Raw genomic sequence first — 24330 nt, 5'->3', positions numbered from 1 at the left:
ACTGTATCAGTAGAGCATAATAACGCTACCGGTACCCTCAATGGACCCAGATGCTTTTCGAAAACATCATTGATGAGATTGGAGAGACTTGCTCTGATTCGCTCATCCGTATGAGAGGATCTGGTATAGTTGATCAGTTGAGCGCCACTGTCACAGGACCAGGAAACTCGAGAAGAAGCTGCTGCGTGCTATCCCCGAAGATTGCTTTTCCGGTTGGAGATCGCTGATTTCCGCATGTGAACAGATGATCACATCCAGTTTCACGACTGATTCGAAGGACCGTCTCGACATGGTCGTCTTTCGGTGCAACGACGACGCGGTAAGTGATTTCTAAGTCCTCCTCATCAAGAGTCTCGGCGACTATAGACTGAACGGAACTTCGCTCGGCATCCAAGATGTTGGTTTCGTCATAGTGAGTGTCTTCGACATCACCGATTGCCTCCAAATTTTCGACGTCAGCTTCGAATGACTCGGGCCGGATAATGGATAAAATTACCAATCCACAATTGCTACCACGGGCTGTCGCAGCCGCCTCAGTAAGTAGTTTCCGCCCTTCCTTTGTGTCTTCCGCAATTATCAGTCCACGTTGCATACGGCGACCCATGAACTGGTTCTACAAGAATCTATTGTCGTAATCAGAGAGAGTATAATTGGCGAAGGGGAAAGTGCGTTGTTTGATTGAGGGAAACAAATATTGGCATTTACTGTTATCATATTCTTTAGTATTGGGTTTTTCCACATCCACTAATCCGCGGGAATCGGTAGAGTCATAAGCTGTTATCGACGTTCACTGTACGACCGAGAAACGTCACGACACGCAGCTCGGCTGGCAGCAATTACGTGAGAAACTGAGGGAAAAAGGGCTTTAGACCGCTGATCAAGCACCCAGGGTAAGCCCAGGACCTGAGATTACTACCTCACCATGACACCGACGAAATTATAACACACGGTTGATGATCGTTACGTAACTAATCGCTCTATGTCGACAGAACCAGACGAAGTTACGAGACGAGAGAAGATCGATGCACTGCTCGATGTCGCGCGTTTCAACCCAAAGTTCACGCTTCTAATCATCATCCTCGGTCTCGCAGCGGCCGTCCTTGAGGGCGTCGGTCTTAGCTTTATTCTCCCGATCATCGAGATCGTCCAAGCCAACGATCCGACGGCCGAAGCGGATGGACTCATGGGGGTGTTCGTAACGGCCTACGCAACGCTCGGGATCCCGTTCACACTGGGCTACGTCGTCGTCGGCGTCGCAGCCGTAATGACTGTTCGGTACACGACGAGCTTCGTCGTTGCATGGTTCCGGGAGGCCCTCCGGACGTACTATATTCGCGACTTACAAATTCGCGCGTACGACAGCGCTCTCGATGCCCGCGTCAACTACTTCGACGAAGAGGGTTCCGACGATATTCTGAACGCAATCGTCACACAGACCAACTACGCAGGGAGAGTCATCCAACGCGTCATCAAACTACTCGAAAAACTCTTTCTCTCTTCGGTCTATCTACTCATTGCAGTAGTCATTTCGCCATTGCTGACCGTATTTGCAGTTACCGTCTTAGGGTTCCTGACTGTATTCCTCCGACGGGTCGTTGAACCGGGCTACGCGGTTGGTGACATCGTAGCTGATGCCAACGAGCGGAGACAGGAAGCCGCCCAGGCCGGGACGCAGGGAATTCGTGACGTTCGGGTCTTCGGACTGGCCGGTGAACTTCGACAGGACTTCCTCGACGCGATCGATCAGTTCACGAGCGCACGTATCACCCTTCGTCGCAACGAAGCGGCGATCAACAACTTCTACAATCTCGGCGTCGCTGTCTCCGTATTCGTCCTCATCTATCTCGCGTTGACGTTCGCTAATCTCTCCTTCGGTTCGCTTGGTATCTTCCTCTTTGCGATGTTCCAGCTCGGTCCCCAGGTGAGTAGTGTGAACAACCTGCTCTATAGCGTCGAGAACGATCTCCCGCACCTTGTCCGAACCCAACAGTTCATCACAGAACTCCAGTCGCGAGAGGAGCCAAACGATCCGACACAGGGGGTTCCCGATGTTGTCGATCACATGGAATTCGACAACGTCCACTTCTCGTACAACGAGGAGGAGCGGGTACTACGGGGAATCAATTTCGAGATAGAGAAGGGTGAATTCGTCGCGTTCGTCGGCCAGTCAGGTGCCGGCAAGTCAACGATTATCTCGGTGCTCGCGAGATTATACGAGCTCGACGAGGGCGAGATTCGGGCCAACGGTGTTTCCATCCAGGAATTGGACATTGACGAGTGGCGGGAACGAATCGCCGTCGTCCGACAGGACCCGTTCATCTTCAACGACACGCTCGAGTACAATCTCACAATCGGGAACCGGGACGCCTCACAAGCGGAAATCGATCGCGCCTGTTCGATCTCGAAAATCAATGAGTTCTTCGACGAGCTGCCGGACGGCTACGACACGATGCTCGGTGACGACGGCGTGCGGCTGTCAGGCGGCCAGAAACAGCGGGTTGCGTTGGCGCGAGCGCTATTGCAGGACGCCGATCTGCTAGTCCTCGACGAGGCGACGAGCGACCTGGACTCGACCCTCGAACAGGAGGTCCAGGCGGCGATCGAGAAGATGGAACGGGACTACGCGATGATCGCGATCGCCCATCGACTATCAACGGTCGAGAACGCCGACCGGATCTATACAGTTGAGGGTGGCGAGATCATCGAGACCGGAACGCACAGTGAGTTGATCGATAGCGGTGGACAGTATGCGGATTTGTATGCGATTCAGTCGCGTGGGTAATCGTAGCCGTTTTCATTAGTCCTACAGAAACCCCCTGCGGCAGATCGAGACAGTGTGATTGACGCACCCTCATAGGGAGCAGTTCAGATTAGTACTCATAGTAGCGGTGTGATAGAATTTATTGGCTTAAACCGCATACCGACCATTTCAAGCCTTTCGCGTCGGTATCCAATCTGGAGTCAGAGATCAGGAACACATCCCGGGGAGCCTGTCCAGCACAGTAATTCCACCTCCAAGATCGGGGACCACATCGTTTTTGTACTGCTTAGCGTGTCATAGAAAAATTTCGCATAACCGCTCTTCTTAGGTATAATGGAGTGAATGGCCCGCTACGTAGGTATCAAGACTGAACGTAGCCAAGATCCTCTAGTCGTTGTGTAACATCGTTTGTAGTTGCTTGATCCATCGTCATTTTTCCCTCGGTGACCGTTCTACGGGAATCAAATTCTGACTCGGACCACGGAACCGTCACGATCGAAGGATGGTACCGGCCGCAGGGGTGGCCGTACGTCCGCCACTCTCCTGCTGCGTTTCCATGGTCCGACGTGAGTACTGTTTTTCCTTCGACTTCCTCGATAATCCGACTCACTTCGGAAAGGGCCAGTTCGAGATTCTCGCGGTATGCAGCCCAGACAGTGTCCTTGTCGACTGCACCACGCTTGAGTTGCTCCCAGACGTGCAGCTCGCCCCCTCCGTCCGTCTTCTTTCCTTGCCTCCCCTCGTCGGTAAACCCTCGCTGCTGGATCTGCTGGCCTGTCTCACCAATAAAGGGGAAGTGTGGTTGCACCAAGTGGACCAGAAGCCGTTTTTCTGGGTATTCTTCGGCAATCTCAAGGACACGGTCGACTGCTGGCGCAGGTGGGACAGTACGGAGATCGTCGTCCCAGCAGGACTCGTAGAGACGCTCACAGTGGTGGAATTTCGCTTCTACCTCGTGCATCTGTGTCTGGGGGTTCGCCGACATTAGCACGGTATCGGGGTACGTGTCCGGGAAGTTCTTATCCAGCCAGACGCGTGTGCATGAACCGGCAGATATTCTCGCTGAAAGTTTCCCAAAAATACTATCGGTTTCCTCGAAAAGATCGTACCGACAACCATCTAAGATAACGAGGGTATCCCAATCTTCCTCCATCACATACGTGTACTCCTTGTTCCGAATGTGGTGGCGGTAGTATTTCAACATCTTCATTGCCACTAACTCAGGATTAGAAAATGCTACTTGAAACTTCTGTAACATACTATCAGTGTGTGAGCGGAACTGTTAGAAGTGTTTTGGGTTATTAGCGTATCTTATCAGAACACCTCTTCAATTCAATGTGGGTTGCTGGAGTCTACTGACAGAGACATATCTGACCCAGAGTTCTGTCGTGCTTAGAGTGCTGATCAGCTAGTCAGCAATACGTCTTCGAAGTCAGCGGCTATCTTGGCCGGGTGGAAGCAGGCTTGCGCCCATTCTTCGTTCTCCTCACCTGTGGCCTCTTGCCTCGATTTATCGGCTACCAGCGCCATCAGGTGATCCTCGAGTTCGGAGTTCGTCCGAACAACACCATTGCCCTCCGAACTCGTGTTAATAACCTCTGGCATCCCGCCGCCAGTGTTTACGACGACCGGAAGTCCAGACCGCTGAGCCTCGATTACAGTTAACCCTAATGTATCGCGGAAGGATAGGTGTAGGTATATATCTGCGGCGGCATATACTGGGGCGATCGGTGAGAGGAATCCGGGGAAGAGTACGCGGTCATATACATCGGGATCAATCTGCCCACGGAACTTCTCCTCAATCTCTTCCCTGTATTGCCCGCCGCCGGCTACGACGTAGTAGCTATCTTCCCATTCAGACAATACGGTGTTGATGCCCCGTGCAAAGTCGACGACTCCCGTTCCTTTCGAGCGGTAATTGAACCCTGTTATAGAAAGGAGCAATGGACTTTCTGATCCGATCCCCCAATCCTCTCTGAGAGAGTCGTTCGACGTGGCCTGAGCAATTGACTCCTCGTTGTAGGGTTCGTAAATGGGGGTTATTGGCTTATCGATTGTCGGATACGTGTATTTGATCTGGGTCTTATGAAAGTGGGAGACGGGGATAATGTGATCCGCCTCGCCAACGACTCGGTCACGAATATGCCTGATCCTCGAAACATGGAGAGAATCCTGAAACGTTGTCCCCCCCTGATAACGGTCTTTGAATTCTCCCCAGAAACCGCCTCTCGGACGCAGGTACACATCATTTCCGTACCGAGAAGCAAGTTTTGAAATAATGAGCAGGTTGATCCCAATCGAATCAATCACAACGGGAGCGCCCGTGGCTTTGAGGTGGCTCTGAATTGATCGAAGTTTCGAGATCTTACTGGTCTTATTCTCTGTGAGGTCTTGCTGGAGCGTCACTCGAAATACATCGAGCGAATCTCCACGAAGTCGGTAGGAATATGGTTTTTCTAAATGAGTATGATTTAGTATGTGGGAACCTTGAACGATATCGTGCAATTGTGAAATGGTTTCGAACGAATATGCGAAGTTATGGTGCGTCTGTAACTCTCGGATGTGTCGTTTTTCGCACGGTGGGTGGTGTCGACCGTGACCGAGCACGTCCCTACCACGTGTATGCGGTGTGCGGTCGGCTGCGGGCACGTCCAGCGAGCCGTCGAAACGGGGTACGGGTTAGATGTCGTTCGCGGCGACGCCGCTCACCCGGTCAATCAGGGACTGGCCTGTCAACGCGGCGTGAGCGAAACGGCGGATCCCGACGGCGAGTGGCTCACGCGCCCGCTCGTCCGACGCGACGGCGAGCTCGTCCCCACGACGTGGGAGACCGCCCTCGAGCGCGCCGCCGAGGGACTCGGAACGGCTCTCGAGGGCGGCTCGGATCGCGTTGCCGTGCTCGGAAGCGGCCAGCAGACCAACGAAGCGGCCTACGCGCTCGGCAAACTCGCACGTGGCGGCTTCGGAACGCGCTATTACGACGCGAACACGACGCTCTGCATGGCGAGCGCGGTCACCGCCTACTACGACGCCTTCGGGAGCGACGCGCCGCCGCCGACCTACGACGATATCCCCCAGGCCGAGACCCACCTGGTCTGGGGGGCGAATCCCGCGGCAGCACACCCGGTGCTGTTCCGCTGGATCCGCCAGTCCGCAACCGAGGACGACTGCGAACTGCTCGTCGTCGATCCGATCGAGAGCGAAACGGCCGAAGTCGCCGACGCGCACGTCGCGCCCGACCCAGGCGGCGACCTCGAGTTGGCTCGAGCCGTCCTCGCGCGCCTCGTCGAGACTGATCGGATCGACGAGTCCTTTGTCGCCGACGCGACGACCGGCTTCGACACGCTACGAGCGAGACTCCCCGACGCCGAGTCGGCGGCCGCCGCGGCGGGCGTCTCCCTCGACACCGTCGACCGGATCGCGGCCGCGCTCGAGCGCGACACCCTGATTTACTGGGGCATGGGCGTCAACCAGAGCGTCGACGGGACCCAGACCGCGGCCGCTTTGATCGACCTCTGTCTGTCGACCGGCAACCTCGGCCCCGGAATGGGCCCGTTCTCGTTGACGGGGCAGGCGAACTCGATGGGAACTCGCGTCTGTTCCTCGAAAGGGACCTGGCCCGGCCACCGGCCGTTCGACGATCCGGCCCACCGAGCCGAAGTCGCCGACGAGTGGGGCGTGCCGGTCGAAACGCTGCCCGACGATCCGGGTCCCGGCCCGGTCGGCATCCTCGAGGCAGTCGAGGACGAGGCCGTCTACGCCGTCGCGACCAATCCCGCCGTGGGAATGCCCGACGCGACGCGGGTTCGAAGACGGCTCGAGGAAACGTTCCTCGTCGTACAGGACGCCTTCCACAGCGAGACGATCGAGTATGCGGACGTCGTGCTCCCGGCCGCGACGTGGGGCGAATCGGAGGGGACGGCGATGAACATGGAACGAACCGTCTCGCGGGTGCGGGCGGCGACGGAGACGCCCCCGGGCGTCAAGACCGACCTCGAATTGATCGCCGAACTCGCGACGCGTCTCGCGCCGGGGCTGCTCGATCGGTCGCCGGACCCGGCGTCGATCTTCGACGAATTTGCCGGGCTCACCGCGGGGACGCTCGCGGACTGCTCTGGAATCGATTACGATCGCCTCGAGGACGAGCGAGCGGTTCGCTGGCCGGCACCGACACGCGAGGCCGTCGGTGGCTACCGCTATTACGATGATTCGGCGACCGACGGGTGCGAGGAGGCCGAATGCGAGAATCTCGAGAGCAATGGGAGCGAGCGCTGGTCGTTTCCGACGCCGAGCGGTCGTGCCAACTTCTCGGCGGGCGGTGGGACCGGCCTGCCGGAGCCACCGGACGAGAACTATCCGCTGACGCTGACCACCGCGCGCCAGCCGGACGCGTACAACACCGGGGTTCGAACCCGCGACGACGGCCCGCCGACGGCACGAGTCAGCGCCGGAACCGCCGCGGCGCTGGCGGCCGAACTCGAGGGACCGGAGGACGACCGGTACGGTCGCATCACCTCCCGTCGGGCGTCGATACTCGCTCGACTCGAGGTCGACGAGACGATTCCCGACGGTGTCGTCTGGCTTCCGATCCACCACCCGGACGTGAATGATCTCACGATTCCGGCCGTCGATCCTCGGTCCAAAGAGCCGAACTTCAAGCAGTGTGCTGTGCGCCTCGAGGCCCCGACCGGTTCGACGGCGATCACGCTCGAGGAAGTCACGGCCTAACCGGTGCTTCGAACCGTTACGGCTGAACTGGCGTTCGAATCACGACGTCGAATACTGACGCCTGAATAGAAACGTGGCCGTCTCCCGCGGGAGACGACTGGACGCATCGAATTCTCGACCGTTGGCGCTGCCGGCGACGGAAGGCGGTGCCTCTGACACGCTGTGCCCGGTCGATTCGGGCGATTCCGTCGGCCGGTCAGGTGATGTGGCGAACAGTTCTTCCCGAACCGCCTGTCCCGAGCCACACCCAGTTTAAAAAATCAGCGAGTTTAAATAAACCTTCGTGTCGGTTCAGGCTACTTTTGATCGTTCAAACGGATCGAATTCCGCCCCGATCGTTTATCGACCGATTTCTATCGGTCGTTCCGAATCACCTCGGACCTCGGCGGTTCGCCGTTACAATTCGTGACTGACTCACTGCTCGGTCCGATCCGAAAGCGCGGCCGCGCCCTCGCGAGCGCGCTCGAGAACGCGCGGTTCGTCGAGCGTCCGGACCTCACGGTCGGCCATGAGAACCGCCCCGTCACAGATCGTGTGTCGCACGTCGCCCGCTTCGGCGGCGTACGCGAGGTGGCTCACGAGGTCGTGGGCCGGCACGAGGTGTGGCTTCTCGAGGTCGATCACCGCGAGGTCGGCCGGAGCCCCGGGTTCGAGACGGCCCGACTCGATACCGAGCGCGTCCGCGCTTCCCGCCGTGAGCATTTTCACGACCGATTCGGCCGCGACGGCACTCGCGTCCGACGCGGCGAGTTTGCCGAGCATCGCTGCGTCCCGCGCTTCGTCGAGCATCGAGAGATCGTTGTTCGAGGCCGCCCCGTCCGTGCCGAGGCCGACGGTAACGCCCGCGTCGAGCAGGCGCTGGACCGGTGCTATGCCGCTGGCCAGTTTCATGTTCGAGGCCGGACAGTGGATCACGCTCGTGCCGGCCTCGGCGAGCAGTTCGATCTCCCGTTTGTCGACGTGGACGCCGTGTGCGACGAAGTCCTCGGCCTCGAGCAGACCGCGTTCGGCGGCGTACTCGAGCGGACGCACCTCGTGCTCGTCGACGATCGGTGTGACCTCGTCTTCGGTCTCGTTCGCGTGGTAGTGGATCGGAACCCCCGCGTCGCGCGCTTTCGGGACGAACTCCTCGAGGTACGACGCGCCGACGGTCGTCAGCGAGTGGGGCGCGAACACCGTCGAAACCCGTCCGCCGGCGGCGCCGTCGAACTCCTCGGCGACGGCGAGACTTTCCGCGGCGTCCGCGCGTGCCGCGTCGCCGTCCTTGCCGACGGTGACGATTCCGTGGCCGAGCACGGCCCGAACGCCAGATTCCTCGACCGCGGCGACGATTTCGGGGACCTCGAAGTACATGTCCGCGAATGCCGTCGTCCCGCCTTTGATCATCTCGAGGATCCCGAGTTCCGCGCCGGCGCGGATGTCCTCGGGCGCCATCGCGCCCTCCGCGGGCCAGATGTCCTCCCGGAGCCACGCCTCGAGCGGCTTGTCGTCGGCGTACCCGCGAAGGAGGGTCATCGCGACGTGCGTGTGGCCGTTGACGAAGCCGGGCGTTACGAGCGAGCCCGCGGCATCGAGGGTCTCGTCGGCCATCCCCTCGAGTTCGGATCCGATCTCGAGGATCGTTCCCGCATCCTGATCGACCAGTACGTCGGCGCGTTCGACCGTCGCGTCGGGACCCAGCACCGCCCCGCCGGTGATCTCGAGCGTCGTCATCGTCCCGCCTTTCTCGTCCGCGAGTGTGAGGCTGTCGATCGGTTCGAGCGCCGTCGCGGTCGTCGTCGGCGAGCGGTGCCCGCTCGGCCGTCGTCCAGTCGGCGGCTTTAACAGTCATTTCCCCGAACGTCGATCCATGAACGGTCCCGAACGCGACGACGGCGACGGTCGCCACCTCTCCTCGCCCCACGCGGTCAGAAACTGGAGCGCGTTGCTCTCGCTCCTCGCGCTGGCCTCGTTTCTGGCGGCCGGCACGGCGTTCGTCGTCTCCGACGCCGCCAGCGCTGCGGCGGGTGCGACGCTCCTCGGCCTCGGACTGATCGGGGCGGCTCTCCTCACATCCGCGAAGGCGCCGACCGTGGCCCGCCGACTCTCTGCCGCCTGGGCCGAGCACCGCCGGTACGTCTGGTTCTCCGGCGGCCTCTTCGCGCTCGGGATCGCGGCCGGGATCGCGCTCGCCGCCGCCGGGATCGATCTGATGCAACTGTTCCTCGAGCTCATCATGGAGGAACTCGAGGGCGGCGAGCTAGAGGGTGCTGAGGTCGATCCGGGCGGTCTCGGGGGCGGTGGCGGCGTCGCACTCGAGACCTCGGCCACCTCTTTCATCCGCAACAACACGCCGCCGTTTCTCGCGTCGATCATCGGCGCGCTGACCCTCGGTCTGTTCACGTTCTTCGTCATGACGCTCAACGGGGTACTTGTCGGAAACATCGCCGTCGCCATCGGCGGGGAGGTCGGCTACGGGCTGTTCCTCGCGTTGCTCGTCCCCCACGGCGTCTTCGAACTGACGGCGCTGTTCGTCGGCGCTGGTGTCGGATTCAGGTTCATCTACCGGGCGGGCGAGCGCGTTCTCGGCACGCGACCGGCGCTGTTTACGAGACCGTATCTCACTCGGACGGCGCTGCTGGTCGTCTTCGCCTGGCTCATGCTCGTGGTCGCGGCGTTCGTCGAGGCCTACCTGACGATTCCGGTCGCGGAACTTCTGTTCCCGACGCAGGCTGCCTAGGACGGTCGGGAAGCTCGACCACGATACTTCGACGCTACTTTTCCGTCCGGGAGTCGGCGCGTCGGTGTTCCGCCGTCACCGACCGGTGGCTCGTGGGTAGTCGTCGACGACCGCCTTGGCCGCTACCCGACCGCTTTCCATCGCTCCCTGTATCGATGACCAGCGCGTGTACTCGCCGGCGAGGTAGACGCCGTCTCCCGCATCTCGAACGTCTGGAAGTGTTTCGTGGATACCGGGCGGCTGGGCGAACTGCGCGAACGAAATTCTGTCAGTGTGGATCGGCTCGAGTCCCTCAAACCGGCGGGTTCGATACCACGACTCGAGGCACTCTCTTGTCAGTTTCGCGAGTTCTCCGTCGCCCTCTTCGCGGTCGCCGAGAAAGGTCGCGCTCACGAGCGTCGCGCCCTCGGGCGCGTACTCCGGTGCGACGTCACTGTGGGGGACGACGTGATTCGGCCCTCGCTCTCCCGTGTTCAACAATAGCCGCGACCCCGTCTCGAGGCCCACGTCCGCCGGAAGCCGATAGTACTGCGTGACGCAGGATCTCGCGTCGGTCGGGATCGACTCGAGTCCGGTCAGCTCGTGCGCCGTTTTCGGATCCGTAGCGAGGACGACGGCGTCTGCGGTCCGATCGCCGCCGTTCGCGACTTCGACTGCGACGGGACTCTCCGTTTCGGCTGTGCCCTCATCGGAGTCCAAAGCGGCGCTTGGCTCCTCACCGATGGCGGTGACTGCGGTCTCCGTCTCGACGGTCGCCCCGGCCCGCCGCGCGTTCGAGGCCAGTTGAGCGGTGATCGAACCCATCCCGTTCGCGGGCACCGCGATATCCCCCGCCGCGAGCGCCGCGAACGTGTACTCGAAGACGCGTTTCGAGGTCGAGAGCGACCGGTCGAGCGTGATTCCGCCGTAGAACGGTCCGGCGAAGTTCTCGAGGAACCGCTCGGAGAAGCCGCGCCCACGGAGGTACTCCGCGATCGATTCGTCGTCCTCGCCGCCCGCGAACACCGTCTCGAACTCCAAGGGTCGCCGCGCTAACGCGGTGCGAAGCCGGAGCACGCGAAGCTTGTCGCCAAGGGTCACGTCGCCGTTTCGAAGCGTCGCGGGCAGCGCAGTCGGATCCCGAACCGGATCGCCGAGCGTCGAACGGCCGTCCGATCCCGCGAGCACGGCTCCGGGGGCGAACCGCCTGAGTTCGAGCGCCTCGAGGTCGAGCTCTCGTCGGACTGCCGGGTAGCCGGTGAAAAGCACCTGGAACCCTCGATCGAGCCGAAACCCGCCTCGAGTGACCGTTCGAACGCGCCCGCCGACGGTTTCGCGACGCTCGAGGCAGGTCACGTCCGCGCCGGCGGCCGCGAGGTGTCGCGAGGCAACGAGTCCCGCGAGTCCGGCCCCGACGACGATGACGCGTGGTGAACTCGACATGAGTGACTCCTCGAGGCGTCCGTACAAAGGTCTACAGCCTACGTGGGAACCACGGCCTACGCGAGAACGAGAACCACAGCCTATGCGAAACTCACAGCCTGCGCGAGCACCGCCGGCGACGGCGCTCGTGGCGCTTGCCGTGCCCGCTCGTCGCCCGAAAGGAAAGACAATTCCCGCGGGACCGCTAATATCCGCCCAATGCGTATCGCCGTTCCCAACAAGGGCCGCCTGCACGAGCCGACGATCGATCTCCTAGAGCGGGCGGGACTCCATATCGAAAACGGTGCCGACCGCAAACTCTACGCCGAGACGGTCGATCCGGACGTGACGATCCTGTTCGCTCGCGCAGCCGACATTCCCGAGTACGTCGCCGACGGCGCGGCCGACCTCGGTATCACTGGTCTCGATCAGGTCCGTGAGGCCCAGACCGACCGCGTCGAAGAGTTGCTCGACCTCGAGTTCGGCCGCTGTCGGCTCGTACTCGCCTCGCCCGAAGACGGCGACATCGACGCCGTCGCGGACCTGGCAGGCAAGACCGTCGCGACCGAGTTCCCGAACGTCACCCGCGAGTTCTTCAACGACGCCGGCATCGAACCCGACATCGTCGAGGTCACCGGCGCGACGGAACTCACGCCCCACGTCGAGATGGCCGACGCCATCGTCGATATCACCTCCACCGGCACGACCCTCAGAATGAACAACCTCGGCGTCGTCGCGGACGTCCTCTCGAGTTCGGTCTACCTGTTCGCTCGAGACGACGTCGCCGACGACCCGAAGGTCCGTGAGATCCAGACGGCGCTCTCGTCGGTCCTCTCTGCGGACGGCAAGCGCTACCTGATGATGAACGTCCCCCGGGACGACCTCGAGGACGTTCGCGAGGTCATCCCCGGACTCGGCGGGCCGACCGTCATGGACGTTGCCAACGGCGAGGGCGAGAAAGTCGCGGTCCACGCCGTCGTCGACGAGCGTGACGTATTCGAGACAATCACCGAAGTCAAAAGCGCTGGCGCGAGCGGCATTTTGGTGACCGAAATCGAACGCCTCGTCGAGTAACGCTACCCCGCGGTCGGCGAGTTTCCGACGATCGTTCCCTCGCCCCCCGTGACGACGGTGCCCATTTTGCCGTTTGCGCCCTCGCTCTCGTCGCCGTCGTCGGTATCATCGCCGTCTCGCCGCCCTCGAGCGCGAAACTCGTCGACGGTCTCGTCGTCGACTATCACCGCGACGGTCCCCGCACGCGGCGGCGCGAACTCAAGGTCGAATACCTCCTTGCTCCCGCCCGAGAGTACACCCGAGAGACGCTCGTCTCCGCCGAGGGGTCCGTCTTCGTGCTCGAGACGAACCCGGTAGTCGTAGGCCCCCGGCCGCTTCCCGTCGTTCGAGACGATGAACTCGAGGTCGATCGGATCGCCGATCCGTGGCCGATTCCACCGATCGATCTCGATCTCGTAGTCGATCGCCGCGGCTCCCGATCCGCCTCGATCGGCGGTCGAGCCGTCGCTTTCGCTATCGGCCGGTTGCACCTCGGTACTCCGATCCGACCCCCCGCCGCCCTCGTCGGCATCTTCTGACCGCAGCAGACGCTCGAGCAACCGGCGACCAGTATCCCGAGTGCCCCGACGCCGCCGGCGAGCGTCTCGCGACGCGTCGCCATCGCCTAGTCGGCCTCCTCGACGTCGCCGAGGCCGACGAACTCGTCTTTCGTCTCTGCGGCGTCGGCCTCCGATTGCGCACTCGAGCGAACGGGGATCTCGTCGCTCGAGAGCAGCGGCGACGTCACCGTTCTCTCCTCGCCTGCCTCGAGTTCGTGTTTCGTGTCGTCGGAGATGATCCATTCGGCGGTCGCGATCACGGGGTAGGGGTTCGTGTTCACGAGATCGACGGTGAACGGGTCCCGCCCGGTCCACGCCTCGACGCCGTCCATCGTTTCTATGGGTCCGTACTCGGTTCCGACCTCCTGCTCGCCGTCGATGTCACCCTCGCCACCGACGTTGACCTCGGCTCCGAGGTTCGTGATGCCGACGGTCGATCCGCCCGTGACAGACTCTTCGACCGCGTTTCCGTCGACGTCCGTGACCGTTGCGGTGACCCTGAACTCGACATCGAACTGTTCGGTCGCGTCCTCCTCGTAGGACTCGTCGCCGTTCACCTCGAAAGTCTCCTGCCCGAACTCCTCGACGAGGTCGATGCGTTCGATCGACGTACTCGAGGCGTCACCCTCGTACTCGTCTGGCTCGTCGAAGGTCACGTCCGTCGTTCCGACCGATTCGAATCCACCGCCGTCCACGGTCGCCTCGAGAGTCCAGTCGATCGCTTCGACGGGATGGGAAAACCCCTCCCACGACGCGAAGACGGTAACGTCCGCCAACTCGAGCCGTTCCAGTCGCCCGCTGTTCGTATCGAAGTGTTCGTTTTCGACGCTGAACAGGCCCGCCTCGACCTCGGCGGCTGCAGTGCCCGCAAACGCGAGACTGCCCATCGTTGCCGCGCCGATTCCCCCCGCACCGATCATGAACGTCCGTCGCTTCATTACAATTTTCGAGACAGTCAAGACGACATTAGTTATACACGAGCTGACCTCTTTCTCAGAACCAGTAGCCTCCACATACGACGAGTATACCGATGCTACGGACTCGCTGTCTCGTCGATAGAAATAAAAAACGGCGGTGACTGCAGAAAGCGCCAGCGGGACGACCCTACGGCTCGCCGCCGGTCGATCCGGTACCGACGTACGGCTCGAGGGACAACAGTTGCGCGGCGGGGGAGACGCGACCGACTCCGCGTTCGTACTCGACGATGTCGTGTTCCTCGAGCGTCGGGAGGTGGGTCTGTGAGAGCGAGTCGTGTACTCGCTGACACCGCTCGAGGAAGGTCGTCTCGAAAGTCGGATCGTTTTCCGACTCGGAGACCGCCCTGACGAGTTGGTTGACGGTAACGGATTCGCCGGCTGCGAGGACGTACCGGATGATCGCTCGGCGCCGACGGCTATTCAGGATACGCTGGAGCGCGTCTAGCGTGAGGGTCTCGAGGCCTGAATCCGCGGCGGCGGGCGACACTCGATCCGTCCGTTCTGTCGGGTGCGGAATCTTCATCGGCACCTGATGCTCCTCTTGTGAGACCTGTTAAACCGAGTCGGTCGTTCGTCGGGTTTGGGTGATTCGCCGTTAATTTGGACCATTTGGTGTCGTTTTAGACCCGGTAAACGATTCTAACTCGGCTATAACGGGTGCTATCGCTGTGACGATTCGGCGCCGAACTGAGGCTGCTTCTCGAGGACGAGTAATATCGTATTACTTCGCGAAAACCGATCGAGGGTATCGGCGTATCGACGCTTCGAAGCGACGCCCGGTCGATCGAATCGGGTACGGTCGATCGACGGAGTCTCGGTCTCGTACGCTTACGCGAACGTTCGAACTCGATGAAACGGTATCGAACGAACGCCCGCTTCACCGCGGCGAGACCTGCTCGTAGACCTGCCACGTACGGTCCGAGAACGAAGGCGATAAAACGATATTACTCGAGCAGTCCGAGGTCCTCGAGGCGGGAGACGATCCTGTCGACGGCGTGTTCGGCGTCGACCGGTTGCTTGCCGCCGGTGATGACGAGTTTGCCGGAGCCGAACAGAAGCGCCACGACATCCGGATCGTCGAGTCGGTAGACGAGTCCAGGGAACTGTTCGGGTTCGTACTCGATGTTCTCGAGGCCGAGACCGATCGCGATCGCGTTCAGGTTGAGATTTCGCCCGAGGTCGGCCGAGGTAACGATGTTCTGGACGACGATTTCCGGATCCTCGTTCACCTGAATCTGGAGTTCACGAAGTTTATCGAAGACGATGCGAAGGCTTTCGTGGACGTCGTCGGTGCTTTTCGCGCCGGTACAGACGATCTTGCCCGAGCGAAAGATCAACGCGGCGGACTTGGGGTTTTGCGTTCGGTAGACGAGACCGGGAAACTGCTCGGGGTCGTAGTCGGCCCCCTCGAGGTCCATCGCGACGCTCTGGAGGTCGAGTTCCTGTCCGATGCCGGTCGACGCCACCACGTTTTCGATATTGATGGTGTCCTTCGGATCCGTCATAAGTCGCTTAAAAAGACGTATTTAAGGTTTATAAAGGTTGGTGCCCGCACCCCGTCTCTCCGGTTTGTGCGACGACTGTCACCTTCCTTTATATCGGGTCGCGTGGCGTCTCGAGGGTGCACTCTTCCGATTCGCCGCTTTTCGCCCGGCGCTCGAGTCGTCGAAAGCGGTAGGCTCATACTCGACCCGAAGCGACGAACGGTCGTGTACTTCCTCGAGCTGGGCGGAGAGGACGATCGGTTCGCGAGGCGGGAGGCGGCGAGCGCGGCGGCCGACGTCGATCGAATCGCCCCAGGGATCGCCGTCGCGCGCGGTCTCGCCCCCGAGCGTGTTCGCGGGCTCGCCTATACACATCGCGCGAGCGAACTCCTCGGTCGGACGGACGCCACGCTCGAGAGCGCCCGCGCGCTGCTCGAGACGGCGACCCTCGACCGCGAGGGCTCGGTCGCTGTTCGAGCCGTCGATGTCCGGGCCTCGAGCGGGGTTTCCACCGCGAACGTCGAACGAACCCTCGGGGGCGTGCTCGTCGATCGGGGCTTCTCGGTGGACCTCGAGGATCCGGACCACGTCCTCCGCGCCGCGTTTTCGGTGGGGGAACTCGAGACGGGCGACGCCCTCGAGCCGATACTGGCCGCGGAGACGCGGGGTGACTCGAGTGCGAGGCCACGGAGCGAACGCATCTCGGTCTGCACGCTCGGCTGGCTCGCCGCCGAGAGCGTCCGCGACTTTGGCTCGCGTGCGCCGACGGACAAACCGTTCTTCCAGCCCGGCAGTATGGACCCGCTGTTGGCTCGTGCTGTCGCGAACGTCGCTGGCGCCCACGAGGGTAGGCGGCTGCTGGACCCGATGTGTGGAACCGGCGGCGTGCTCGTCGAAGCGGGCCTCGTCGGCGCTGATGTCGTCGGGACCGACGCCCAGGAGAAGATGGTTCGCGGCGCGCGCACGAACCTCGAGCACTTCCTCGACGATCCCGCAGAGTCGCCGACCGGGGTTTCTCGCGGGTCGTGGCACGTGGCCCGCGGCGACGCCACCAGTCTGCCGCTAGCCGACGACTCGGTCGACGGCGTCGTCTTCGACGCCCCCTACGGTCGCCAGTCGAAAATCGAGACGCACCGACTCGAGGACCTCGTCTCAGGCGCGTTGACCGACGCCCGCCGGGTCGCCGACAGCGCCGTCATCGTCGCCGACCGCTCGTGGGCCGGCGAGGCCAGAGCGGCGGGCTGGGAACTCGAGGCGGCCTTCGAACGGCGGGTGCATCGGTCGCTGACGCGGTACGTACTGGTACTCGAGTGAGGCCCCGGCTGCGGTGAAAATCAGGCTGGTTCGTCCCGAAACCGTTCGATTCCCTCGTCAATCTCGTCGAAGTCGTCGTCGGCACCGACCAGTAGCGTTCCCTCGAGAGCGTCTGCAGTTGCGAGTGCGTAAGCATCTCCAAGCGCCATGTTGTGAGCCTCTTTGAGAACAGCCGCCGTCTCCCAGCACTCGCCCGGCGCGTAGATGTCGACGCCTAATTCCTCGAGACGCTCGAGACTCGATCGGACGGCGTCGGTGGGGAACCCGATCCGAGAGCCGACGTACAACACTTCGGTTTTTGTGACTGGTGAGATGTAGCCGTCTACTTCGCCCGAAGCGACTCGGTCGATCCACTCCTCGACGATGTCGCTACCCGGTTCGTCGTCGAGATACGCGATCAGCGGTTCGGTATCGAAGACGAGGGTCTCGATCATTATTCGTCCTCGTCGGGTGCAAACTGCTCGACGGTCTCGTCAGCGTCTCGCCTGTCTCGCTCTCTCGACTCTCTGAGAACTGCCGTTGCTGGGCGTTCGGTATCGCCGGAACGCTCGAGTCCCCGAAACTCCCGCATCGATCCGACTGGCCGGACGACGATCTCTCCGTCTTCGTTCTCCACGAACTTCACTCGACCCGGAGTCGGGATTCCGTGCTTTTCTCGGAGGGGCTTTGGAATCGTTGCCTGTCCCTTTTCGGTGACGGAAACGACTCGCTCCTCACCGTTGGAGTTAGTATTACTCGACATGTGTATTACTTCGGCAGAGATTTACTTAGTACTGTCGTCGACGAGCGTCGGCGATGGTGGATACGCGTTCCACGCCGCTTCGTTATCGACGAATTCGGATCATCACTTCCTCGTTATTCGGCTGTAGACATCGCCCGTTCTCGCAATCGCTCGCCCTTCTCGCTCTCGACCGTGAGTTCCGGCACCGGTACCGGCGTTCCGTCCTCGTCGATCGCGACGAACGTGAACGTCGATTCGGTCGTGAGCTCCGTCTCGCCCGACCGCGGCTCCTCGCGCCAGGCTCGCAGCGCGACGTTGACGCTCGTCTCCCCCGCGTCGTAGACGTAGGCCTCGATGAGCGCCGTTTCGCCGAGCGGGACCGGCCGGAGGAAATCGAGTTCGTCGACGCGGGCGGTGACGCAGGACTCGCCGGCGAACCGGATCGCCGACATGCCGCCGACCTCGTCGAGCCACTTCATCAGGTTCCCACCGTGGAGCGTGCCGTTGTTGTTCGCGTGGTTGGGCTGGACGGGAAATCGGTTTTCGATGTACGTCTCGAGCAACGCAGTCATGTCTCAGCGTTCTCGTTGCGGGTAGATAATCGTGCGTGATCTCGTTGGGTCTCCGTCGCCGTAGACCGCTTCGATTTGGTCTCGAGTCGGTTCGATCGTTCACTGGGCCGTCGTGAGTCGCATGTGCGTCGTTAGTCCGACGACGAACGCGCTACAGGCGAGCAAGAATGCATAGACGGGCCACTGCATCGGGGCGGACTCGAAGCCGAACACCACTGCAGTCGCGAGGACGAGGAGCGCTCCACAGACCAACGCGAAGACGCCGAACCAGAGCGGACCGACGATTGCGGGGCCGACGGTTCGAAGCAGGAGTTCCGCCAGCACAACGGAAATTGCGAGCCCGAGGGTGATCGTGACCGTCGAACCGACGGAATTTCCGAGGAGTCCGCTGAGCTCGAGGGCGACATCGACCATCGGTGAGAGCGGGAAGATCGTCCACGCTCGAGTCGTGTACGAAATGTCGCTCGCGTTCGACGCATCGATTGCATCCGAGCGGTCAGCGTGTTCGGACTCGGATGGGTCCTCAGCCATTCCGTCCTAACTCCGCGAGCACGTGCGAGACGTGAATCCGGTCGCTCGAGCCCTCCTGCATCTCGAACTCCGTATCCGCGACGAGTCGGTGCATTCGGGCGAGTTCGTCGCCGTGGTACCGCTTTCGCGCGACGGCGAGGATCTCCTCGAGGACTTCCCCGCCATCGAGACCGTCGTCGACCAGTAGGTCGTCAAGGGTCTTTCGCGCGTCGGTGAACTCGCCGGCCTCGGCGTCGTCGACCATCGACTCGATCTCCTCGGCAAGACCGACTTCGCCGATGGTCTCGTAGGCCCCGGTCATCGTGAGTTCACTCGCGTCTTCGACGGTCGTCTGGGCGGCTAAGATCGCCTTTCTGAGGTTACCGTTCGCGTACCCGGCGACGAACTCGAGGCCGTCGGCGTCATACTCGACCCCTTCGGCCTCGACAATGTGCTCGAGGATAGTGACGGTTTCTTCGCTCGTCGGAGCCCGGAAGGAGACGGGGAAACACCGCGAGCGGATTGGCGGAATGAGCTTCGTCGGCTGGCGCGTCGCGACGATAAACTGCGTCGTCCGATGGTGTTTCTCCATGATCCGTCGCAAGGCTTGTTGGAAGTCCTCGCGAACGTCTTCTGCGTTGTCGAGCAGGATCGTCTTGTACGCACCCGATACGGGCGCGTAGCTTGCGGATTCTTTGAGTACGTGATTGATCATGTCCCGCTTCGACATCGACGATCGTCCGACCAGAAAGCCCGCGAACCGTGGATCGTTCTTGATCTCGGTCTTCGTCCGGCCGAAGAAGTCGGCGACGTTGATCTCGATCAGGTCGTTGTCCACGTCGTCGCCGTAGACCTCGCGAGCCAACGCGCGCGCCGCCGCCGTCTTCCCGCTTCCCGGCGGGCCCTGCAGGATTAGGTTTATCGGCTCGTCGACCGCCCGCTGGAGGTATCTGCGGGCGTCGTCCTGGGGCAGCTCCTCGAGCGACGGGGCATAGGTCTCGGTCCACAGCGGCGCGTCCATCGCCGGTGAGTACGAACGGGACGGGTAAGAATCGGTCGGTTAGCCGTCGAGTTCGCCGACGGTGAACTCGCTCTCGACGGGCGTTCCGTCCTCGCGTTCGACCCGCGTCGCCTCGTCGATCTCGCTCGGATCGCCCTCGTAGAGGACCAGTACCAGTTCCTCGTCCGCTCCGACGGACTCCTCGAGTTCGACGGTGATGTTCTCGTGGTCGCCCGGCGAGAGTTGCTCGCTCGTTCCTAGCGGGTCGCTCTGGCCGTTCTCACCAGCTTGCTCGACCGCCAGGAACCCCGTCGCCGGGGCGGTCGCGCTCGCCGTGACGGTGCTCTCGTTCCCGCCGGTGGGTTCGACGCTCGGCGTGCCGTCGAACTCGAGGTCGATAGTTTCGATCGCGCCGTCGGCTTCGGTGTAGATACCGATCGTCTGCTCGCCGGGCTCGGTGCCGTTCGTGTCGACGTCGAACGTCACGTCTCGAGTTTCGTCCGGCTCGAGCTCGAGCAGTCGCTGCTCGAGGACTTCGCCGTCGATACGGAGGTCGACTTGCTGTTGATCGAGATCGTCGGTCGGGTTTCGGATCTCTCCGGTCACCTCGATCGTCTGGGTGGTCGTCGCCGAGGCGGGAGTGTCGATCGACTCGACGGTAAACGAATCGCCGACCGCGTCGTCGCGGTCGGCCATCGTCACCGACGCGATGTCGCTGACCGGATAGCCCTCCTCGATGTAGGGCTGGTCCTCCTCGCCGTTGGTCTGGTTGTACGCGTAGGTCTCGTTGTTGGTGCTGTCCCGGTGAGCGGTCGCGGTCAGCTGTCCGAGCAGTTCGCCGTCGTCTGCGGTTCGATTAACGGTCACGTTCCGGTGTTCCCCGGACTCGAGGTAGTCGGAGACGCCGAGGGTCGTCCCGGTGCTGTCGCTGACGACGACGAACCCGCCTTCCGAGAGGGACACGGCTTCGACCGTGACGTTGGTTCCGTCCCCTTCCTGATCGTCGAACTCGATCGACGCGTCCGAATCGTCGACGCCGAACAGCGCCGGTGCTTGTCCGATGACGACGCCCGCCGCAAGGACGACGGCGAGCGCGAGCAGGATCGCGACGATTCGTTTGACCGTTCCGAACTCGGGTCTCGATCTCATCTCTTCTGAATCAACTGGATACTCCCCCTTTGGGCCCCGAGGACGTAAAACGTCGAGTTCGTTCGGTGACCCTATCGCGCCCCTTCGAATCGTGATAGCTCCCGTATGTTTGCCATATGTTCTCTCATGTTATGGTTTCGCGAGAAACTGATCGCTCGCGGCCATAATCTTCATATAATGAACATTCATCCAACGTCATACTAATAACAATAATTCGTGTTCGACGAAGTTCAGTAAAACTGTTCCGCTCTAATGAACGGAAATCGAACCCGAAAAAATCTCGTCGAATCGCGTTCGCTCGTTTCAGACGCTAATTTAGCCGATAAGCGGAGATGGACGGGGTCTTAGAGCGGATGACGTTCACAACGGACCTCGAGGCGGCGACAGAGGGGACTGAGTTCGACGGGCTTGCCGCAGATGATACAGTTACCCATCTACTCGCACCAAGCAGGTTCGGACTAAAACTGTTGTCGAAATGCGTCCGCGACGGTCACCGCCAGCGGTCGCGATCTCGATCTTCCGGATACCGCCGTTTCTCTGACTCTCGAGCCACTATTCGGGAATTACGTCGAACCAAAAGCGGGTCGGTCTCGTCAGTTCGAACTCCGTTCGTTCGCTCGAGATCGGACCCTCACTCGAAAACCGGCGAGTTCTCCTCGAGTTCCTCGATGTCGCTCGTGAGGCTTCGAACCTGTTCGGGAAAGAGCGAGACCTGCACTTCGTTTCCGTCGTCGTCCTCGAGGACGAGTTTGACTCGCTTGTCGCCGAACTCGCGCGCCTCGGCGGACTCGACTTCGAAGAGTTTGACCGTCGCCGATTTGTTCGACGCGCCGACGTTCTTGATCGATCCCTCGTTCAGCTCTATCATGAACTCCTCGAGGTTCAGCGTGAGCATGGTCGTGCTACGAGTGCGGGGTAAAAAACGCCTCGGCATCGCGCTTGCGAATCGGGGGAGGCCGTACCGACCGGTCGATCGCGCTGGTGCGGGCCAGAGCCGGCGTTCGAGCGCTGTCCTCCGGTTTTAAGTTCTCCTCAGACGATAGCCCGAACGCTATGCAAGTCACCTGGCACGGCCATTCGACGTGGCACGTCACCGTTGGGGAGACGGACCTGCTGATCGATCCGTTCTTCGACAACCCGAAGACCGACCTCGAGCCCACGGCTCTCGAGACGCCAGATTACGTGCTGTTGACGCACGGACACGCGGACCACATCGCGGATGCGGGCGCGTTCTCGGACGCGACGCTCGTCGCGACGCCGGAGCTTGTGTCCTACGCCGAAGACGAGTTCGGCTTCGAGGACGCCGTCGGCGGGATGGGGATGAACATCGGCGGCACCGTCGAGTGCGACGACGCTACGTGACGATGCACCGGGCGGACCACACGAACGGCGTGATGACCGACTACGAGTACGACGTGGGGATGCCCGGTGCTTCGTGATCTCCGATACGAAGCCGACGCAAGTTAGTGACGAAGAGTCGACGACCTTCTACGCCGCGGGCGACACCGGCCTCATGACCGAGATGCGAGACGTGATCGGGCCGTATCTCGAGCCCGACGCCGCGGCGCTCCCGATCGGCGATCACTTCACGATGGGACCGATGCAGGCCGCGATCGCCGTCGACTGGCTCGACGTCGATCACGCCTTCCCGCAGCACTACGATACGTTCCCGCCGATCGAACAGGATCCCGAGGACTTCGCAAGCGAGGTCGCTGCGACCGGAAGCGACGCCGAGGTCCACGCGCTCGAGGCCGACGAGCCGTTCGAGTTGAATCCGTAGCGCGAGCCGTTCGAGTTGAATCCGTAGCGCGCATCGATCGCACGCGAGCGCCGGTCTCGACGCGTCGAGTTCTGTGCCGGCGTCGAACGTGTTCGATGGGCGAGAATAACGTTTACACGCCCGGCTGTTGTCCGTCCCAGTGCAATGACAAAGGAAGTCACCACGACGTCGACGGAAGGGTTCAGCGCGACGAACGAGATCCGCGACTTCGAGACGACCATCGACTCGACCGGCGAGGACGCGCCGGACACGCTCGAGAGCCTGTTGGCCGCCTACGGCTCGTGTTACGTACCCGCGCTCCGCGTCGCGGGACAGCAACGCGGCGTCGACGACATGGGCCGGATCGAAATCGAGACGAGCGGCGAGTTGAACGACGACGACAAACTCGAGTCGATCCGGTTCGACATTCGAGCGGAAGCCGAGGTCGACGACGACACCGCCGAGGACGTCCTCGACCGCGCGGATCAACTCTGCAAGGTCCACGACGCGCTCAAGGGCGACCTCCACGCGGATCGATCGCTCGAGGGCGACGCGTTCTAGGCGGGTTCGACGCCGTTTCGATCGTTTTCTCGAGGCCCATAACGACCATAGTCGCTCGCGCCGTTAGCCCGGTATGATCGACGGAAGGCGGCTGTTGCTCGTCGTCGCTGTGGCGGCGATGCTCGTCCTCGCGGGCTGTGCTACTGCTCCCGAACTGAGCGACGAGCCCTCGCCGTCCACGTCGACCGTCGACGGAGAACTCGAACTCCACCACCTCGATGTCGGGCAGGCCGACGCGACGCTCCTGGTGACGCCCGAAAACGAGACGATCCTGATCGATACCGGCGACTGGCGATCGGACGGCTCGGCGGTCATCGACTCCCTCGAGTCCCGAGATATCGACCGGATCGACCATCTGGTGGCGACACACGCCCACGCCGATCACATCGGTGGCCACGCCGCGGTTATCAACCACTTCGAGGAGCACGGCGGCGGCGTCGGCGCGGCCTACGATTCGGGCGTCACACACACGAGCCAGACCTACGAGAACTACCTCGACGCGGTCGAGAACCACGACGTACGGTTGTTCGAGGTCGTGGCGGGAGATCGACTCCCGCTCGAGGACGAGCAGGTGAACGCCACGGTGTTGAACCCGCCCGATGGTGATTCGGGGACCGACCTCCACGAGAACAGCATCGTCCTGTCGATCGAGTTCGGCGCGTTTTCGTACCTCACGACCGGCGATGCGGAAGCGGGAACCGAACAACGGCTGGTCGAGGAGTGGAGCGACCGCCTCGAGAGCGACATCTATCAGGCGGGCCACCACGGGTCGTCCACCTCCTCGACCGATCCGAAACTCGACGCGTCGACGCCCGAAATCGCCGTGATCTCGAGCGCGCAGGCGTCACAGTACGACCATCCGAGCGCCGAGGTGCTCGAGTCCTTCGACGACCGCGGGATCGAAACCTACTGGACCGCGGTCCACGGCGACGTGGTCGTGACGATCGACGGCGACTCGAGTTCCGTCACCACTGAACACGAGGCCCCGACCGATCCCGGGGAACTGATCGAACTGAAAGAGTGACCGTCGATGCATTCGATCGACCGTCGATTGATATCAC

Annotated in this window: 23 protein-coding genes and 2 pseudogenes; 9 read left to right on the top strand and 16 right to left on the bottom strand. The window is 61.8% G+C overall.

Annotated elements, in window-relative coordinates:
* Nucleotides 1–133: 133 nt before the first annotated feature.
* Entirely contained in the window at nt 134–592 is a 459-nt protein-coding gene (locus EL22_RS11590) for a universal stress protein (RefSeq protein ID WP_050051655.1), read from the bottom strand.
* Between the two features lie 181 nt (nt 593–773).
* Between EL22_RS11590 and EL22_RS17225 the strand changes: the two are divergent.
* A pseudogene (locus EL22_RS17225) lies at nt 774–885 on the top strand (IS5/IS1182 family transposase); the annotation flags it as partial.
* Nucleotides 886–979: 94 nt separating this feature from the next.
* A complete protein-coding gene (locus tag EL22_RS11585) occupies nt 980–2782 on the top strand; it encodes an ABC transporter ATP-binding protein (protein ID WP_050051654.1) in 1803 nt (600 codons plus the stop codon).
* 340 nt (nt 2783–3122) lie between these two features.
* On the opposite strand, the gene EL22_RS11580 is transcribed toward EL22_RS11585, so the two are convergent.
* Together EL22_RS11580 and EL22_RS11575 are read right to left on the bottom strand one after the other, a co-directional pair.
* Nucleotides 3123–4019, bottom strand: a complete 897-nt coding sequence (locus EL22_RS11580) for a hypothetical protein (protein WP_050051653.1) — start codon at nt 4017–4019, stop codon at nt 3123–3125.
* A 146-nt stretch (nt 4020–4165) separates the two neighbouring features.
* On the bottom strand, nt 4166–5167 hold the full coding sequence (locus EL22_RS11575) for a glycosyltransferase family 4 protein (RefSeq protein WP_050051652.1): 1002 nt from the start codon (nt 5165–5167) through the stop codon (nt 4166–4168).
* 189 nt (nt 5168–5356) lie between these two features.
* Here EL22_RS11575 and nasA point away from each other — a divergent pair, with 189 nt between their 5' ends.
* Nucleotides 5357–7489 carry an assimilatory nitrate reductase NasA gene (gene nasA / locus EL22_RS11570; protein WP_050051788.1) on the top strand — a complete coding sequence of 711 codons (2133 nt, stop codon included), beginning with the start codon at nt 5357–5359 and terminating at the stop codon, nt 7487–7489.
* 414 nt (nt 7490–7903) lie between these two features.
* Here the strand turns inward: nasA and EL22_RS11565 are convergent, their stop codons facing one another.
* Nucleotides 7904–9202 carry an amidohydrolase gene (locus EL22_RS11565; RefSeq protein WP_050051651.1) on the bottom strand — a complete coding sequence of 433 codons (1299 nt, stop codon included), beginning with the start codon at nt 9200–9202 and terminating at the stop codon, nt 7904–7906.
* A gap of 25 nt (nt 9203–9227) precedes the next feature.
* Here EL22_RS11565 and EL22_RS11560 point away from each other — a divergent pair, with 25 nt between their 5' ends.
* The gene (locus EL22_RS11560; RefSeq protein WP_231587938.1) at nt 9228–10208 is read left to right on the top strand and encodes a stage II sporulation protein M; all 981 of its coding nucleotides are present in this window, start codon (nt 9228–9230) and stop codon (nt 10206–10208) included.
* Nucleotides 10209–10283: 75 nt separating this feature from the next.
* On the opposite strand, the gene EL22_RS11555 is transcribed toward EL22_RS11560, so the two are convergent.
* On the bottom strand, nt 10284–11630 hold the full coding sequence (locus EL22_RS11555) for an NAD(P)/FAD-dependent oxidoreductase (protein WP_050051650.1): 1347 nt from the start codon (nt 11628–11630) through the stop codon (nt 10284–10286).
* 198 nt (nt 11631–11828) lie between these two features.
* Here EL22_RS11555 and hisG point away from each other — a divergent pair, with 198 nt between their 5' ends.
* The gene (gene hisG, locus EL22_RS11550) at nt 11829–12683 is read left to right on the top strand and encodes an ATP phosphoribosyltransferase (RefSeq protein ID WP_050051649.1); all 855 of its coding nucleotides are present in this window, start codon (nt 11829–11831) and stop codon (nt 12681–12683) included.
* 2 nt (nt 12684–12685) lie between these two features.
* On the opposite strand, the gene EL22_RS11545 is transcribed toward hisG, so the two are convergent.
* From EL22_RS11545 to EL22_RS11525, 4 genes are all read right to left on the bottom strand, one after another.
* Nucleotides 12686–13222, bottom strand: a complete 537-nt coding sequence (locus tag EL22_RS11545) for a hypothetical protein (protein ID WP_050051648.1) — start codon at nt 13220–13222, stop codon at nt 12686–12688.
* Nucleotides 13223–13287: 65 nt separating this feature from the next.
* Nucleotides 13288–14160, bottom strand: coding sequence for a hypothetical protein (locus tag EL22_RS11540; RefSeq protein ID WP_050051647.1), 873 nt, complete (start codon nt 14158–14160; stop codon nt 13288–13290).
* A 166-nt stretch (nt 14161–14326) separates the two neighbouring features.
* The gene (locus EL22_RS11535; RefSeq protein WP_156184112.1) at nt 14327–14722 is read right to left on the bottom strand and encodes a hypothetical protein; all 396 of its coding nucleotides are present in this window, start codon (nt 14720–14722) and stop codon (nt 14327–14329) included.
* Between the two features lie 421 nt (nt 14723–15143).
* Nucleotides 15144–15704, bottom strand: coding sequence for a TATA-box-binding protein (locus tag EL22_RS11525; RefSeq protein WP_050051644.1), 561 nt, complete (start codon nt 15702–15704; stop codon nt 15144–15146).
* A 204-nt stretch (nt 15705–15908) separates the two neighbouring features.
* Here EL22_RS11525 and EL22_RS11520 point away from each other — a divergent pair, with 204 nt between their 5' ends.
* Nucleotides 15909–16997 carry a methyltransferase domain-containing protein gene (locus tag EL22_RS11520; RefSeq protein WP_050051643.1) on the top strand — a complete coding sequence of 363 codons (1089 nt, stop codon included), beginning with the start codon at nt 15909–15911 and terminating at the stop codon, nt 16995–16997.
* Between the two features lie 20 nt (nt 16998–17017).
* On the opposite strand, the gene EL22_RS11515 is transcribed toward EL22_RS11520, so the two are convergent.
* From EL22_RS11515 to EL22_RS11485, 7 genes are all read right to left on the bottom strand, one after another.
* The gene (locus tag EL22_RS11515; protein ID WP_050051642.1) at nt 17018–17431 is read right to left on the bottom strand and encodes a PIN domain-containing protein; all 414 of its coding nucleotides are present in this window, start codon (nt 17429–17431) and stop codon (nt 17018–17020) included.
* On the bottom strand, nt 17431–17739 hold the full coding sequence (locus EL22_RS11510) for an AbrB/MazE/SpoVT family DNA-binding domain-containing protein (RefSeq protein ID WP_050051641.1): 309 nt from the start codon (nt 17737–17739) through the stop codon (nt 17431–17433). The genes EL22_RS11515 and EL22_RS11510 overlap by 1 nt, the downstream gene beginning before the upstream one ends.
* A 113-nt stretch (nt 17740–17852) precedes the next feature.
* On the bottom strand, nt 17853–18290 hold the full coding sequence (locus tag EL22_RS11505) for an acyl-CoA thioesterase (protein ID WP_050051640.1): 438 nt from the start codon (nt 18288–18290) through the stop codon (nt 17853–17855).
* Between the two features lie 99 nt (nt 18291–18389).
* Entirely contained in the window at nt 18390–18821 is a 432-nt protein-coding gene (locus tag EL22_RS11500; RefSeq protein ID WP_050051639.1) for a hypothetical protein, read from the bottom strand.
* Nucleotides 18814–19821 carry an AAA family ATPase gene (locus EL22_RS11495; protein WP_050051638.1) on the bottom strand — a complete coding sequence of 336 codons (1008 nt, stop codon included), beginning with the start codon at nt 19819–19821 and terminating at the stop codon, nt 18814–18816. Before EL22_RS11495 ends, EL22_RS11500 begins: the two co-directional genes overlap by 8 nt.
* 39 nt (nt 19822–19860) lie before the next feature.
* Nucleotides 19861–20949, bottom strand: a complete 1089-nt coding sequence (locus tag EL22_RS11490) for a CARDB domain-containing protein (protein ID WP_050051637.1) — start codon at nt 20947–20949, stop codon at nt 19861–19863.
* A 631-nt stretch (nt 20950–21580) separates the two neighbouring features.
* On the bottom strand, nt 21581–21844 hold the full coding sequence (locus tag EL22_RS11485; RefSeq protein WP_050051636.1) for a hypothetical protein: 264 nt from the start codon (nt 21842–21844) through the stop codon (nt 21581–21583).
* Between the two features lie 158 nt (nt 21845–22002).
* Here EL22_RS11485 and EL22_RS11480 point away from each other — a divergent pair.
* The 3 genes and pseudogenes from EL22_RS11480 (at nt 22003) to EL22_RS11470 (ending at nt 24293) form a co-directional block, all read left to right on the top strand.
* A pseudogene (locus EL22_RS11480) lies at nt 22003–22729 on the top strand (metal-dependent hydrolase).
* A gap of 144 nt (nt 22730–22873) precedes the next feature.
* A complete protein-coding gene (locus EL22_RS11475) occupies nt 22874–23269 on the top strand; it encodes an OsmC family protein (RefSeq protein WP_050051635.1) in 396 nt (131 codons plus the stop codon).
* A gap of 73 nt (nt 23270–23342) precedes the next feature.
* Entirely contained in the window at nt 23343–24293 is a 951-nt protein-coding gene (locus EL22_RS11470) for a ComEC/Rec2 family competence protein (RefSeq protein ID WP_082146761.1), read from the top strand.
* Nucleotides 24294–24330 lie beyond the last annotated feature (37 nt).

The organism is Halostagnicola sp. A56, from assembly GCF_000691505.1.
Lineage (GTDB): Archaea > Halobacteriota > Halobacteria > Halobacteriales > Natrialbaceae > Halostagnicola.
The sequence above is the reverse complement of the archived record's forward strand: the minus strand, read 5'-3'. Positions and strand labels throughout refer to the sequence as shown.

Excerpts from the sequence above, each read along its gene's own strand:
- EL22_RS11540 (WP_050051647.1), bottom strand. The coding sequence starts at position 14,160 with ATGAAGCGACGGACGTTCATGATCGGTGCGGGGGGAATCGGCGCGGCA.
- EL22_RS11555 (WP_050051650.1), bottom strand. The coding sequence starts at position 11,630 with ATGTCGAGTTCACCACGCGTCATCGTCGTCGGGGCCGGACTCGCGGGA.
- EL22_RS11485 (WP_050051636.1), bottom strand. The coding sequence starts at position 21,844 with ATGCTCACGCTGAACCTCGAGGAGTTCATGATAGAGCTGAACGAGGGA.
- EL22_RS11515 (WP_050051642.1), bottom strand. The coding sequence starts at position 17,431 with ATGATCGAGACCCTCGTCTTCGATACCGAACCGCTGATCGCGTATCTC.
- EL22_RS11535 (WP_156184112.1), bottom strand. The coding sequence starts at position 14,722 with ATGAAGATTCCGCACCCGACAGAACGGACGGATCGAGTGTCGCCCGCC.
- EL22_RS11565 (WP_050051651.1), bottom strand. The coding sequence starts at position 9,202 with ATGACGACGCTCGAGATCACCGGCGGGGCGGTGCTGGGTCCCGACGCG.
- EL22_RS11505 (WP_050051640.1), bottom strand. The coding sequence starts at position 18,290 with ATGACTGCGTTGCTCGAGACGTACATCGAAAACCGATTTCCCGTCCAG.
- EL22_RS11590 (WP_050051655.1), bottom strand. The coding sequence starts at position 592 with ATGCAACGTGGACTGATAATTGCGGAAGACACAAAGGAAGGGCGGAAA.
- EL22_RS11510 (WP_050051641.1), bottom strand. The coding sequence starts at position 17,739 with ATGTCGAGTAATACTAACTCCAACGGTGAGGAGCGAGTCGTTTCCGTC.
- EL22_RS11580 (WP_050051653.1), bottom strand. The coding sequence starts at position 4,019 with ATGTTACAGAAGTTTCAAGTAGCATTTTCTAATCCTGAGTTAGTGGCA.
- hisG (WP_050051649.1), top strand. The coding sequence starts at position 11,829 with ATGCGTATCGCCGTTCCCAACAAGGGCCGCCTGCACGAGCCGACGATC.
- EL22_RS11470 (WP_082146761.1), top strand. The coding sequence starts at position 23,343 with ATGATCGACGGAAGGCGGCTGTTGCTCGTCGTCGCTGTGGCGGCGATG.
- EL22_RS11495 (WP_050051638.1), bottom strand. The coding sequence starts at position 19,821 with ATGGACGCGCCGCTGTGGACCGAGACCTATGCCCCGTCGCTCGAGGAG.
- EL22_RS11490 (WP_050051637.1), bottom strand. The coding sequence starts at position 20,949 with ATGAGATCGAGACCCGAGTTCGGAACGGTCAAACGAATCGTCGCGATC.
- EL22_RS11585 (WP_050051654.1), top strand. The coding sequence starts at position 980 with ATGTCGACAGAACCAGACGAAGTTACGAGACGAGAGAAGATCGATGCA.
- EL22_RS11525 (WP_050051644.1), bottom strand. The coding sequence starts at position 15,704 with ATGACGGATCCGAAGGACACCATCAATATCGAAAACGTGGTGGCGTCG.
- EL22_RS11475 (WP_050051635.1), top strand. The coding sequence starts at position 22,874 with ATGACAAAGGAAGTCACCACGACGTCGACGGAAGGGTTCAGCGCGACG.
- EL22_RS11500 (WP_050051639.1), bottom strand. The coding sequence starts at position 18,821 with ATGGCTGAGGACCCATCCGAGTCCGAACACGCTGACCGCTCGGATGCA.